General features: G+C 68.0%; 12 protein-coding genes. 9 read left to right on the top strand and 3 right to left on the bottom strand.

Going from position 1 to position 12950, the window contains the following annotated elements; genetic code table 11:
• Positions 1-15: 15 nt before the first annotated feature.
• The gene (locus CFB52_RS32770) at positions 16-1554 is read left to right on the top strand and encodes a methyl-accepting chemotaxis protein (RefSeq protein WP_099318483.1); all 1539 of its coding nucleotides are present in this window, start codon (positions 16-18) and stop codon (positions 1552-1554) included.
• Between the two features lie 106 nt (positions 1555-1660).
• Here the strand turns inward: CFB52_RS32770 and CFB52_RS32765 are convergent, their stop codons facing one another.
• The 3 genes from CFB52_RS32765 to CFB52_RS34900 all read right to left on the bottom strand — a co-directional run bounded on the left by CFB52_RS32765 (position 1661) and on the right by CFB52_RS34900 (position 3011).
• Entirely contained in the window at positions 1661-2023 is a 363-nt protein-coding gene (locus CFB52_RS32765) for a DUF1493 family protein (protein ID WP_059577921.1), read from the bottom strand.
• Positions 2024-2026: 3 nt separating this feature from the next.
• Entirely contained in the window at positions 2027-2419 is a 393-nt protein-coding gene (locus CFB52_RS34480) for an STM2901 family protein (protein WP_373680985.1), read from the bottom strand.
• 325 nt (positions 2420-2744) lie between these two features.
• Positions 2745-3011, bottom strand: a complete 267-nt coding sequence (locus CFB52_RS34900; protein ID WP_180278298.1) for a hypothetical protein — start codon at positions 3009-3011, stop codon at positions 2745-2747.
• 265 nt (positions 3012-3276) lie between these two features.
• Between CFB52_RS34900 and CFB52_RS32750 the strand changes: the two genes are divergently transcribed.
• From CFB52_RS32750 to CFB52_RS32715, 8 genes are all read left to right on the top strand, one after another.
• A complete protein-coding gene (locus CFB52_RS32750; protein WP_099318481.1) occupies positions 3277-4857 on the top strand; it encodes an ABC transporter substrate-binding protein in 1581 nt (526 codons plus the stop codon).
• 79 nt (positions 4858-4936) lie between these two features.
• Entirely contained in the window at positions 4937-5890 is a 954-nt protein-coding gene (locus CFB52_RS32745) for an ABC transporter permease (protein ID WP_059577929.1), read from the top strand.
• A 30-nt stretch (positions 5891-5920) separates the two neighbouring features.
• A complete protein-coding gene (locus CFB52_RS32740; protein ID WP_099318480.1) occupies positions 5921-6877 on the top strand; it encodes an ABC transporter permease in 957 nt (318 codons plus the stop codon).
• Positions 6877-8751, top strand: a complete 1875-nt coding sequence (locus CFB52_RS32735) for an ABC transporter ATP-binding protein (RefSeq protein WP_099318479.1) — start codon at positions 6877-6879, stop codon at positions 8749-8751. The genes CFB52_RS32740 and CFB52_RS32735 overlap by 1 nt, the downstream gene beginning before the upstream one ends.
• Before the next feature lie 139 nt (positions 8752-8890).
• The gene (locus tag CFB52_RS32730; RefSeq protein ID WP_099318478.1) at positions 8891-10225 is read left to right on the top strand and encodes an FAD-binding oxidoreductase; all 1335 of its coding nucleotides are present in this window, start codon (positions 8891-8893) and stop codon (positions 10223-10225) included.
• 24 nt (positions 10226-10249) lie between these two features.
• The gene (locus CFB52_RS32725) at positions 10250-10681 is read left to right on the top strand and encodes a helix-turn-helix domain-containing protein (protein WP_059577937.1); all 432 of its coding nucleotides are present in this window, start codon (positions 10250-10252) and stop codon (positions 10679-10681) included.
• 121 nt (positions 10682-10802) lie between these two features.
• Positions 10803-11537 (top strand): cupin domain-containing protein, encoded by a 735-nt coding sequence (locus CFB52_RS32720; protein WP_060310349.1) that lies wholly within the window; start codon positions 10803-10805, stop codon positions 11535-11537.
• Between the two features lie 2 nt (positions 11538-11539).
• Positions 11540-12865 carry an FAD-binding oxidoreductase gene (locus tag CFB52_RS32715; protein ID WP_059577943.1) on the top strand — a complete coding sequence of 442 codons (1326 nt, stop codon included), beginning with the start codon at positions 11540-11542 and terminating at the stop codon, positions 12863-12865.
• The last annotated feature ends 85 nt before the right edge of the window (positions 12866-12950 follow it).

Here is a 12950-nt window from a genome sequence, read left to right as displayed (position 1 = left end):
TTGCGAGGCCCCCGCATGAAGTTGTCCACGAAACTGCTGATGCTCGTCGTCGCGGCGCTGCTCGGCGTCGTTCTGCTCGCCGCGTTGTCGCTGCATACGCTGCGCGACGCGCTGATCGACAGCCGCCGCGAAGAGGTCGTCATTCTGCTGACCAAGGCCGAGCATCTGGTCGATTCGTATCGCGCGATGCAGACCAACGGCACGCTCACGCAGGAGCAGGCGCAGCAGCAGGCCAAGGCCGCATTGTCGGCGCTCAACGCAAATTCGAAGAGCTACTTCTGGGTCACGACGTCCGACGGCGTCAATCTCGTGCACCCGAACGCGAAATTCATCGGCACGCGCGCGAAAGGCAACCGCACGACCAGCGGCCTGACCGACAGCGAGGCGTACCGCGCAGGGATGGCGCAGTCGCATTTCGCGCTCGTCGACGTGCTGGTCAAGCGCAGCCCCGATGCGGACCTGGAGCCGAAACTCCAGGGCGTGGTCGCGATTCCCGACTGGAACTGGTGGATCGGCACGGGATTTTTCTACGACGACATCAATGCGGCGTTTACCCGGCTCGCGACGGTGCTGGGCGCCGTCGCGCTCGTCATCGCCGCAGCGCTCGCGGCCATCGCATGGGGCGTGCTGCGCAGCGTCAGGCGGACGCTCGGCGGCGAGCCCGCGCATGCGACGCAGATCGCCGCCCGTATCGCCGCCGGCGAGCTGGACGTGCAGTTCGATACGGCGCACGCCGCGCCAGGCAGCCTGCTCGTCGCGCTGGGCGACATGAAGGCGCGGCTGACCGACACCATCGCCGAGATCCAGACCACGACCCACTCGATCGCCACCGGCACCGGCGAGATCGCGCAAGGCAACCTGGATCTGTCGCAGCGCACGGAGCAGCAGGCCGCGTCGCTGCAGGAAACGGCCGCGAGCATGGAGCAGATCACGTCCACGGTCAAACAGAATGCCGACAACGCACGCCAGGCGAATGCGCTCGTGGCCCAGGCGAAGGATGCGACCGAACTCGGCGGCGCCGCCGTGCAGGCGGTCGTCGAAACGATGCGGCAGATTTCGGACGGATCGGTGCGGATCGCCGACATTACCGTCGTCATCGAAAGCATCGCATTCCAGACCAACATTCTCGCGCTCAACGCCGCGGTGGAAGCCGCGCGGGCCGGCGAGGAGGGGCGCGGGTTCGCCGTCGTCGCATCGGAAGTCCGCTCGCTCGCGCAACGCAGCGCCGCGGCCGCGAAGGACATCAAGGGATTGATCGACGCGTCGGTCGAGCGGGCCGGCAGCGGCAGCCGGCTCGTCGAGACGGCCGGTGAGCGCATGACGGAGATCGTCCGGTCGATCGACCGGGTGGCCGACATCATGGGCGAGATTTCGGCGGCATCGGCCGAGCAAAGCACCGGCATCGAACAGATCGGGCTGGCCGTCGCGCAAATGGACGAAGTCACCCAGCAGAACGCCGCGCTCGTCGAGCAGGCGGCGGCCGCCGCCTCGTCGCTGGACGAGCAGGCCGCGCGCCTGCGGGCCGCCGTATCGGTATTCCGGCTGGCGGCCTGACGATCGTGTGCCGGCCGCCTGAGGACGGTACATTGTTCGCCACGTCGGCGTGAGCCCGCGCGGCGCGTTAGCGTGCCGGTGACGGCCGCGACGCCGCAAAATGCGATCACTTCGCTGCAGCAGCCTCGATCGCGTCCGTGTCCCACTTCCCGCGTCGCGTTGCCTCGACCAGCATGCCCAGGGTCAACGGGTGACGCTTCGGCGGCCGGAGCCGCTTTACGAACAGCCCGATGAGGGACGACAGCAGTTCCTGACCTTCGGGGCCGAAATAGCGCCGGTACGGGAATCCATCGGCGTCGACGTTGAATGTTTTGGCCCAGTTGTCGATAAACTCGACGCCGTCAAGGCCAGTCACGCCGAGATCCTCCTCGAGCCGCGTTTCCGGCTGGAGATTCAGCTTGCCGAACAGCGGCCGGCCAAGCTCCTTGCGAGCAAAGGCTTCAAAACGTTCCCAGGTATCGTCGTTCATGGCTCAGAGTACCCTGTCTTCGGGCTTCACAAGTCGGTTGTAGGTCGTCACGGTGTTGCGCATGATCAGGTAGGCATCGCGTGCCAGGAACACCTCGCCTACGATGGGAATCGTTCTGCCGACCCAAGCACCGAGGCGGTGGGTGAACGAGATCCGTATACCCGACAACCCGACACCCGTGATCATCGGCAAGCGAAACGGCAGCGTCTGGGGAAACAGCTTGCGGGCGGCAAGCGAGGTGACGGAAGTGCCCGGCGTAGCTCCGGCCACCTTGCCAGGGACAGGGACATCACCCTGACCGAGCAGCATTGCCGACGCGGCGGCCAGATCGTCGAGGCCGAGCTGCTTGCGCGTCTCGTCGAACGCTACCAGGGCGAAGACGTCGACAGGACGCAGATTGTGCTAAGTACCGTACGTGTATCGATTTTCGCTCATTCTTTTTTCTCCTGAACCAGCAAGGGCGCTGCTCTCTCAGCGCGTACTCCTAGGGAGGCGCTACTGTACCGCAATGCCTGGAACAGCCTGGCCGGCGCTACCTCTCGGCCCGGCTGTACACGATCAGTTTCAGTTCGCTCCGCACGGCCTCGCGACCATTCCGGCCGACCGTGTAGCTCAGAACCCAGCCAACGGCTCACGGAATCCCGTATTTCTTGCACCGATCCCCTTGGATTTATCTTGCGCTCCATCAGCCCGGTTTCCGGGCGCTCCGGCCGTCTCCCGGTCACTTTCCGGTCTTTATGCCGCGCCGTTCCGATCGCGCGGCATTCTTCTGAACTTTCCTGCGCGACGCACCGTCGCGACCGCCACCGCCGACGCCCGTGCATGCGGCGATCTGCCGCAACGTGCCGCGCATTTCGACCGCGCTCGGCACGCCCACGCCCATTCGATACAAACGTGCGGTTTGGGTGAGCCAAACGCGCGCCGGATGCCGAATGGGCAATTTTGTCGGCGCAATCTGCGGCGGCTGCGGCCTTACGATTTCCTGCATCGACACGGGTTCGGCAACCGCCGCGACACGCCGCCGGGCCAACGGCGACACGTGCGCGCACGCAGCAATTCATGCTGCGCGGGTGGCCCAAAACGGTCGATTCGTATCGTGCGGGCGGCCCGAATCGCGACAAACCGCATTTTGGCGATGCTTAAATGAATTGCATGTGTACGACGTCGCGCCCGCCACCAGCAAGCGGACGTAGCGGGATTGAACAACCACGCTGGACCCTTGGACCCACTTCCCACAGTCAGGAGCAGTTCGGATGAGCGACGATATCGACAATGACGGCAAGGGCGGCTTCACGCGCCGCGACATGATGAAGGTCATGGCGGCGAGCGGCATGATGGCCGTCGGCGGCGGGCTGCTGGTGGATGCGCAGCCGGCGTTCGCCGCGCCCGCGCCGAAGCGCGGCGGCAAGATCCGGGTCGCGAACGAATCCGGCTCGACGGCCGATACGCTCGACCCGGCCAAGGGCTCGACGGGCGCGGACTACACCCGCTTCTTCATGTTCTACAGCGGCCTCACGCAGCTCGACCAGAGCCTGACGCCGCAAATGAATCTCGCCGAATCGCTGCAGACGACCGACGCGAAGACCTGGATCATCAAGCTGCGCAAGGGCGTCACGTTCCACGACGGCAAGCCGGTCGGCCCGGCCGACGTGGTGTTTTCGCTGATGCGCCACAAGAATCCGGCCACCGCGTCGAAGGTCAAGACGCTTGCCGAACAGTTCGCGGATGCGAAGGCGACCGGCCCCGACGAAGTCACGTTGACGCTCGCGAGCGCGAACGCCGATCTGCCGGTGATCCTCGCGACGCCGCAGCTCGTGATCGTCAAGGACGGCACGACCGATTTCTCGACCGGTATCGGCTGCGGCCCGTACAAGCTGAAGTCGTTCAAGCCGGGCGTGTCGACCGTCGGCGTGCGCAACGACAGCTACTTCAAGCCGGGCAAGCCGTATCTCGACGAGATCGAGATGATCGGCATCAGCGACAGCGCCGCGCGCCTGAACGCGCTGCTGTCGGGCGACGTGCATCTGATCAACGCGATCGATCCGCGCTCGACGCAGCGGGTCGCGTCGACGCCGGGCTACGCGCTGAAGGAAACCAAGTCGGGCCTCTACACCGACCTGATCATGCGCAGCGACAACCCGATCGTCGCGAACCCCGATTTCGTCGAAGGGATGAAGTACCTGTTCGATCGCGAGCAGATCCGCTCGGCGGTGTTTCGCGGCTACTCGGTGATCGGCAACGATCAGCCGATTCCGCCGGGGCACCGCTACTTCAACGCGTCGCTGCCGCAGCGGCCGCACGATCCGGACAAGGCGAAATTCCTGCTCCGGAAGGCGGGCGCGCTCGGCGCGACGCTGCCGCCGATCTATGCGACGTCCGACGCGAACGGGTCGATCGAAATGGCCGTGCTGCTGCAGCAGGTCGGCCAGAAGATCGGGCTGAACCTGCAGGTCAACCGTGCGTCGCCCGACGGCTACTGGTCGAACCACTGGATGAAGCACCCGCTCACGTTCGGCAACATCAATCCGCGCTCGAGCGCCGACGTGCTGTTCACGCAATTCTTCAAGTCGGACGCACCGTGGAACGAGTCGGGCTGGAAGAACGCGAAGTTCGACCAGCTGCTGCTCGCCGCGCGTTCGGAAACCGACGACGCGAAGCGCAAGCAGATGTACGGCGACATGCAGGTGATCGTGTCGCAGCAGGGCCGGCTCGGCATCCCGGCGTTCATCAGCTTCCTCGACGGATACGACAAGCGGCTCGCGGGCCTCGGTTCGATCCCGACCGGCGGGATGATGGGCTTCATGTTCGCCGAGAACGTGTGGTGGAACGCATGACGTTGTGGCTGGCCGCCGTCGCGCGGCCGGGGCGGGCCACCGCGCCGGCCACGCGCGGTTTTTTCGGGAGTGCTGCACCATGAACCGAATCCTCATCGGGCTGATCGGCCGGCGCATCGCGGTCACCGCGCTGACGCTGCTGATCGTGTCCGCGATCATCTTCACGATCACGAACCTGCTGCCGGGCGACGCCGCGCAGGCCGCGCTCGGCCAGTCGGCGACGCCGGAGACGGTCGCCGCGCTGCGCCAGCAGTTCGGTCTCGACATGCCGGCGCACGTACGTTACGCGCACTGGCTCGCGGGGCTCGCGCACGGCGATTTCGGCCGGTCGCTGTCCGGCGACATGCCGGTGTCGGAGCTGATCGGCGGGCGCCTGCCGAAGTCGCTCACGCTTGCGGCGATCACGACCGCCGTGTCGGTGCCGATCGCTCTGCTGCTCGGCATCCTCGCGGCCGTCAAGCGCGAGTCGGTGGTCGACCGCGTGATCAGCCTCGGCACGCTGTCGCTCGTCGCGACGCCGGAATTCCTGATCGCGACGGTCGCCGTGCTCGTGTTCGCGGTCAAGCTGCACTGGCTGTCCGCGCTGTCGTACAGCGGCCCGATCGAAAGCCTGCACGATTTCCTGCGTGCGTATGCGATGCCGGTGCTCACGCTGTGCGCGGTCGTGATCGCGCAGATGGCCCGGATGACGCGCGCTGCGGTGATCGAGCAACTGAGCGCGTCGTATGTCGAGATGGCCGTGTTGAAAGGCGCGAGCCCCGCGCGCGTCGTGCTGCGCCATGCGCTGCCGAACGCGATCGGCCCGATCGCCAATGCGATCGCGCTGAGCCTGTCGTATCTGCTCGGCGGCGTGATCGTCGTCGAGACGATCTTCAACTATCCGGGCCTCGCGAGCCTGATGGTCGACGCCGTCAGCAACCGCGATTTCCCGTTGGTCCAGGCGTGCACGCTGATCTTCTGCGTCGCTTACCTGACGCTCGTGCTGTTCGCCGACCTGTGCTCGATCGTGTCGAACCCGCGACTGCGCACCTGAGTGTTTCGTCTTCCTTCCGAGATGCCGCCCATGCAACCGATCGAACCCGTTCAACGCAGCAGCGCGCTGCCGCCATCCGGCGATCCGCCCCTGGGGCGGGGCGGCCTGCCGCCTGCCGCGCCTGCCCCCGACCAGCCGCGCAAGCGCCGCGCCGCGCGCATCGCCCTGACGACCGGCGGCCGCGTCGGCCTGTCGATGGCCGGCCTGATGCTGTTCGTCGCGCTGTTCGCGCCGCTGATTGCGCCGCATGACGTCGGCGCGATCGTCACGCCCGACGTGTTCGCGCCGTTCAGCGCGAAGCTGCCGTTCGGCTCCGACTTCCTCGGCCGCGACATGCTGAGCCGGATCCTGTACGGCACGCGGCTGACCGTGCTGCTCGCGCTGGCCGCGGTGCTGCTCGCCGCGGTGACCGGCACGACGCTCGGGCTGCTCGCGACCGTGTCGGGCCGCGCGGTCGACGAGACGATGAGCCGGCTGCTCGACGCGCTCACGTCGATTCCGTCGAAGATGTTCGCGCTGATGTTCGTCGCCGCGTTCGGCTCGTCGCTGCCGCTGCTGATCCTTACCGCCGCGGTCAGCTACATGCCGGGCTCGTACCGGATCGCGCGCGCGCTGGCCGTCAACATCAGCACGCTCGAATTCGTGCAGGTGGCCAGGGCACGCGGCGAAAGCGCGCTGTACATCGCGTGCGTCGAGATGCTGCCGAACATGATCCACCCGATGCTCGCGGACACCGGCCTGCGCTTCACGTTCGTCGTGCTGCTGCTGAGCGGCCTGAGCTTTCTCGGGCTCGGCGTGCAGCCGCCGTATGCGGACCTGGGCTCGCTCGTGCGCGAGAACATCGCGAGCCTCGGCGACGGCTCGGCCGTCGCGATCATGCCCGCGGTCGCGATCGCGATCCTGACGGTGGGCGTCAACCTGATGATCGACGGCCTGCCGCATCGCGGCCGCCGCAAGGGCGCGGCCGGCGCCGCCGGAGGACACTGATGCGACACGAATCGAACCCGCTCGTCGAGGTGCGCGGGCTGCGCGTGGTCGGCGGCCGGCCGGGCGGCGAGGAAACGACGATCGTCCACGGCGTCGATTTCGACATCGGGCGCGGCGAGGTGCTCGCGCTGATCGGCGAATCGGGCTCCGGCAAGACGACGATCGCGCTGTCGCTGATGGGCCACGCGCGCGCCGGATGCCGGATCGCCGGCGGCTCGGTCAAGCTCGACGGCACCGACGTGTGCACGCTTTCCGGACCGGCGCTGACCGCGCTGCGCGGCCGCAAGGTCGCGTATATCGCGCAGAGCGCGGCCGCCGCGTTCAACCCGTCGCGCACGATTCTCGATCAGGTGATCGAGAGCGCGCTGATCCACGGGACGATGACGAAGCGCGATGCGCAGGCGAAGGCGATCGAGTTGTTTCGCGCGCTCGCGCTGCCGGAGCCGGAGACGATCGGCAAGCGCTATCCGCACCAGGTATCGGGCGGACAGTTGCAGCGGCTGATGGCCGCGATGGCGCTGATCACGGATCCGGAGCTGGTGATCCTCGACGAGCCGACCACCGCGCTCGACGTGACCACGCAGATCGACGTGCTGCAGGCGTTCAAGAACGTGATCCGGCGCTACGGGATGAGTGCGGTGTACGTGTCGCACGACCTGGCCGTGGTCGCGCAGATGGCCGACCGGATCGTCGTGCTGAGCGATGGCGTGATCCGCGAGGCGGGCGCGACCGAACAGATCCTGCATGCGCCGGCGCACCCGTACACGCAGAGCCTGATCGCGGCGGTCACGCCGAACGATGCCGGACGCGATGCGCAGGCGCAGGCGCAAGCGCCGGCCGAGCCGGCGCCGCTGCTCGACGTGCGCGGCGCGATCGCCGGCTACGGCGGCCGCGCCGCGAACGGCTGGCCCGCGAAGGTGATCCTGCATGAAGTCGACCTGCGCATCGGGCGCGGGCAGACGGTCGGCGTGATCGGCGAATCGGGCTCCGGCAAGACGACGCTCGCGAAGGTGATCGCGGGCCTCGTGCCGGCGACCGGCGGCGAGATCCTGCTCGACGGCGAGCCGCTCGCCCGCGATATCGTCAAACGGACGAAGGAGCAGCATCGCCGCGTGCAGATCGTGTTCCAGAACGCCGATACCGCGCTCAATCCGGTGCATACCGTCGAGCGCACGCTCGCGCGGCCGCTCGCGTTCTATCACGGGATCAAGGGCGCGCGTGCACGCCAGCGCGTCGCGGAGCTGCTCGAGCTCGTGCGGTTGCCGCCGGCGGTCGCGTCGCGGCGTACCGGCGAGCTGTCGGGCGGGCAGAAGCAGCGCGTGAACCTCGCGCGCGCGCTCGCGGCCGAGCCCGACCTGATCCTGTGCGACGAGGTCACGTCGGCGCTCGACACCGTCGTCGGCGCCGCGATCATCGATTTGTTGCGCGACCTGCAGGCGAAGCTCGGCGTGTCGTACGTGTTCATCACGCACGACATCGCGAAGGTGCGCGCGATCAGCGACGACATCGTCGTGCTGTATGCGGGCCACCGCGTGGAGACGGGCAGCCGCGACGCGCTGTGCGCGCCGCCTTATCACCCGTATTCGCACTTGCTGGTGTCGTCCGCGCCGGAGCTGCGCGCGGGCTGGCTAGACGATGCGGCCGAGCGTTGCCACCGGCCGCTGGTGTCGATCGGCGAGCGCGAGAACGAGGCCGAGCTGTGTCCGTTCCTGTCGCGCTGCGCGATGCGCGTGGACGGCGTGTGCAACCGGACGGCCCCGTCGCTGCGCACGCTCGGCAACGGCGCGCAGGTGCTGTGCCATCGCAGCGAGGAGGATCTCGCGCGCTTCCAGGCGGAGCCGATTCCCGCGGGTGTCACGCCGGTGCAGCTGTAGTGCGTGGCGCGCGAACCATTCATCGCGCGGTGCGGTGAACGGCCCGCCGCATAGTCTGCCGCGGCGGTCGTGCAAAACGGCAATTTATGCGCGTGCCGTGCGCGAATACGCGGCAACTGCGGTTTTTGACGGTGATTAAATGATTCTCATTGAACGGTCGCCGATCGTTGTTGCCGGAATGCTCGTGAAGGATCCGATGAAACTGGAATCGTACTGGCTGGATACCCGCCCCGCGTTTCGCGACGCAAGCGTTGGCCCTGTCGAGGGGCGGGCCGACGTCGTCGTGATCGGCGGCGGTTTCACCGGCTTGTCGGCAGCGCTCGCGCTCGCGCAGCGCGGCGTCTCGGTGGTCGTGCTCGAAGCCGCGCAGGTCGCCGGCGAAGCATCCGGCCGCAACGGCGGCCAGTGCAATACGGGCGTCGCGCAGGATTACGCGTCGCTGGCCGCGCGCATCGGCGCCGCGCAGGCGAAGCAGTTCTATCGAGCGTACGAAAGCGCGGTGAAGAGCGTCGAGACGATCGTGACCGACCATGCGATCGACTGCGATTTCCGGCGCGCCGGCAAGCTGAAGCTCGCCGCGAAACCGCAGCACTTTGCTGGGCTCGCGAAGACGTTCGATGCGTTGCGGCGCGATGTCGATCCGGACATCGAACTGATCGAGCCGTCGCGGATCCGCGATGAAATCGCGTCCGAAGGTTTCTACGGCGGGCTCCTGCAGCGCAACGGCGCGCAAATGCATATGGGCAAGTTCGGCGTCGGCCTCGCGCAGGCGGCCGTGCGGGCGGGCGCACGCGTGTACGAGCACGCGGCCGTCACGCAGATCGAGCGGCTCGACGGCGAGCGCCACACGATCACGTGCACGCGCGGCACGATCGTCGCCGACCGCGTGCTGGTCGCGACCGGCGCGTCGCAACATGGGCCGTTCGCGTGGTTCCGGCGGCGCATCGCGCCGGTCGGCAGCTTCATCGTCGTGACCGAGCCGCTACCCGACGCGCAGTTGAACCGGCTGTTTCCGCACCGCCGCGCGTACGTGACGTCGCGCCAGATCGGCAACTACTTCCGCGTGACGCCCGACAACCGGCTGCTGTTCGGCGGCCGCGCGCGTTTCGCGATGTCGAGCCCGCGCTCCGATGCGAAGAGCGGCGACGTCCTGCGCGCCGGCATGGCGGGCTATTTCCCCGAACTGGCCGGCGTGCGGCTCGACTACTGCTGGGGCGGCCTCGTCGACATCACCGCCGACCGGCTGCCGCGCGCGGGCCAGCACGACGGGCTCTATTACTCGATGGGCTACAGCGGCCACGGCGTGCAGATGTCGGTGCACATGGGCCGTGTGATGGCCGACGTGCTGTATGGCGCGGCCGCCTCGAACCCGTGGCGCGAGCTCGAATGGCCGGCGATACCCGGCCATTTCGGGCACGCGTGGTTTCTGCCGCTCGTCGGCGCGTATTACCGGATGCAGGATTTCCTGCATTGAAGCGAGCGCCCCGGAGAATCCGATATGACAGTGCAATTCATTGGCTCGCCTCGTGTCGCCCGGCCGGTCTCGCCGGCGATCGACGACGTGCTGCGCACGATCGACGCGTCGTTCGCGCAGCCGCTGAACCTGGACACGCTCGCGGCCGTGGCCGGGTTGAGCGTATCGCGTTTCACCGCGCGCTTTCGCAGCGAAACCGGGCTGTCGCCGCACCGGTATCTGTGTCTCGTGCGGGTACGCCGGGCGCAGGACCTGTTGCGCGCCGGTCTCGCGCCGTCGGTCGTCGCGACCGACGTCGGCTTCTTCGACCAGAGCCATCTGTGCCGGCATTTCCGGCGCGTGCTCGGGATCACGCCGCGCGATTACGTGGTCGCCCGAATGGGCGGCGCGCCGATGCGAACGCCATCGGCGCGCCTGCGCAGCGAACACCGCGATGCGTCGTGTCACGCGGCGTAAGCCCCAGGCATGGACGACATGCCTGGCTGAGGATTTTCCGGCAGAAGAGCCGGCGAACGACGATTTCCGATATCGCGTGACGGCGTTGAACCAGACCGCCACGCATTGCACAGGAGCAGAAATGACCGCAGCTTTCGTGTTGCACCGTGCCGACGGCGCACCTTCTTCCACCGCGTTTCGCCGGCAGGCGTTCGGCGCGAACGATCCGTTCGCGTCGCATCGCGAGATCGCGTGGGAAGGCCCCGACGCGATGGCCGCGGGACGCATCGGCTTCGTTGGCGAGCTGGACGTGTCGAGCTTTCCGCACATCGAAACCCTCGTCGTCGTCCAGGGCGAGCTGACGCTCGAAGCGGCCGGGGCGGCTCCGCTGGTGCTCGGCCCGGGGCAAGGCGCCGTCATCGGCGGCGGCACGGCGCTGCGCATCGCCGCGCAATCGCCGGTGCTGCTGACGTTCTGCGCGGCAGCGTGCGAGACACCGACGAAACGCGGCCTCTTCGAGTTGCGCGCCGACGCGGACTTCAAGCCGTCCGCCACGCTGCCGGCCGAGGTGCTGCTGAGCCCCGCGCCGCAATGCCGCAGCGACAACGTGTTCACCGACGACGGCGCCGAATACTGCGCGGGCACGTGGGATTCGACACCGTATCACCGGATCGTGCGGCCGCATCGCGCCAACGAGTTCATGTTCCTGCTGGACGGCGGCGTACGGTTCGCGGCGCCCGACGGCAGCGTGCTGTCGCTCGGCGCCGGCGATGCGCTGTTCGTGCCGCGCGGCGCGTCGATCGGGTGGGAAAGCAGCGAACGCGTGGCGAAGTTCTACGTGATGCAGAACGTCAAACCCTCCACCGAACGAGACTGAGCATGTCCCCTCCGCTGCGCCATATCGAAACCTTGTCCACGCCGCCGGCCGCGGCCGACGTCGTCGTGATCGGCGGCGGCATCATCGGCGTCTTCACCGCCTACTATCTGGCCCGCCGCGGGCTGTCGGTCGCGCTCGTCGAGAAAGGGCGCATCGGCGCCGAACAATCGAGCCGCAACTGGGGCTGGTGCCGGCAGCAGAACCGCGATGCGCGCGAGTTGCCGATGGCGAGCAAGAGCATCGATCTGTGGGAACGGTTCGCCGCCGAATCCGGAGAAGACACGGGCTTTCATCGCTGCGGGCTGCTGTATCTCAGCAACGACGAGGCCGAGCTGTCCCGCTGGGCCAGTTGGGGCGAATTCGCGAAGACCGCGGGTGTGACCACGTACATGCTCGACAGCAAGCAGGCCGCCGAGCGCGGACGGGCGACCGGGCGGCAGTGGAAGGGCGGCGTGTTCTCGCCGACCGACGGCACGGCCGACCCGGGCAAGGCCGCGCCGGCCGTAGCCGCCGCGCTGATGAAGCTGGGCGGCAGTGTCCATCAGTACTGCGCGGCGCGCGGCATCGAGCTCGAGGGCGGCCGCGTGGCCGGCGTCGTCACCGAGGCCGGCGTCATCAGGACGAGGACGGCCGTGATGGCCGGCGGCGCATGGGCGTCGTCGTTCTGCCGCCAGCTCGGCATCCGGTTTCCGCAGGCGTCGATCCGTCAGTCGATCCTGAGCGTGTCCCCCGTCGAAACGCCGCTGCCGGATGCGATGTACACGTCCGGCGTGTCGGTGACGCGCCGCAGCGACGGACGCTACGCGCTGGCGATCAGCGGCCGCGCGCGCGTGGACCCGACGCCGCAGTTCCTGCGTTTCGCGCCGCAATTCGTGCCGATGTTCGCGAAGCGCTGGCGCAACCTGCTGCCGGGCGGTCTCGAAGGCGTGCGCGGCGGCCATGAAACGTTGAAGCGCTGGCGCCTCGATGCGCCGACGCCGATGGAAGCGGTGCGCATTCTCGACCCGAAGCCCGACATGCCGACGGTCGCCGAAACCTACCGCCGCGCGGCCGAACTGCTGCCGGAACTGCGCGAAGCGACGATCACGCATGCGTGGGCGGGCTTCGTCGACAGCACGCCGGACGGCGTGCCGGGCATCGGCGAAGTGCCGGGCGTGCCGGGGCTGATCCTCGCGGCGGGCTTTTCGGGGCACGGCTTCGGGATCGGGCCGGGCGCCGGGCATCTGATCGCCGATCTCGCATCCGGCGCGCAGCCGTTCGTGGACCCGACGCCGTACCGGCCCGGCCGGTTCAGCGAGTCCGCGTGGGGCAAGGTCGCGGATTTCTAGTACAAGGCCGTCGCGCCGGTCCGGATCGCACGCGCGACCGGGTCGGGGCGGCGAACGTTCGCCGGCTCGTCAGCGCGCGTGTGAT

This window comes from Burkholderia sp. AU18528 (genome assembly GCF_002223215.2).
Taxonomy (GTDB): Bacteria; Pseudomonadota; Gammaproteobacteria; order Burkholderiales; family Burkholderiaceae; genus Burkholderia; species Burkholderia semiarida.
Note: the sequence above shows the minus strand (reverse complement) of the source record. Positions and strands in the feature narration are given on the sequence as shown.

Bases quoted from the DNA above. Each gene is read 5' to 3' on its own strand.
- CFB52_RS32770 (WP_099318483.1), top strand. From the start codon at position 16: ATGAAGTTGTCCACGAAACTGCTGATGCTCGTCGTCGCGGCGCTGCTC.
- CFB52_RS32765 (WP_059577921.1), bottom strand. From the start codon at position 2,023: ATGAACGACGATACCTGGGAACGTTTTGAAGCCTTTGCTCGCAAGGAG.
- CFB52_RS34900 (WP_180278298.1), bottom strand. From the start codon at position 3,011: ATGCAGGAAATCGTAAGGCCGCAGCCGCCGCAGATTGCGCCGACAAAA.
- CFB52_RS32750 (WP_099318481.1), top strand. From the start codon at position 3,277: ATGAGCGACGATATCGACAATGACGGCAAGGGCGGCTTCACGCGCCGC.
- CFB52_RS32745 (WP_059577929.1), top strand. From the start codon at position 4,937: ATGAACCGAATCCTCATCGGGCTGATCGGCCGGCGCATCGCGGTCACC.
- CFB52_RS32740 (WP_099318480.1), top strand. From the start codon at position 5,921: ATGCAACCGATCGAACCCGTTCAACGCAGCAGCGCGCTGCCGCCATCC.
- CFB52_RS32735 (WP_099318479.1), top strand. From the start codon at position 6,877: ATGCGACACGAATCGAACCCGCTCGTCGAGGTGCGCGGGCTGCGCGTG.
- CFB52_RS32730 (WP_099318478.1), top strand. From the start codon at position 8,891: ATGATTCTCATTGAACGGTCGCCGATCGTTGTTGCCGGAATGCTCGTG.
- CFB52_RS32725 (WP_059577937.1), top strand. From the start codon at position 10,250: ATGACAGTGCAATTCATTGGCTCGCCTCGTGTCGCCCGGCCGGTCTCG.
- CFB52_RS32720 (WP_060310349.1), top strand. From the start codon at position 10,803: ATGACCGCAGCTTTCGTGTTGCACCGTGCCGACGGCGCACCTTCTTCC.
- CFB52_RS32715 (WP_059577943.1), top strand. From the start codon at position 11,540: ATGTCCCCTCCGCTGCGCCATATCGAAACCTTGTCCACGCCGCCGGCC.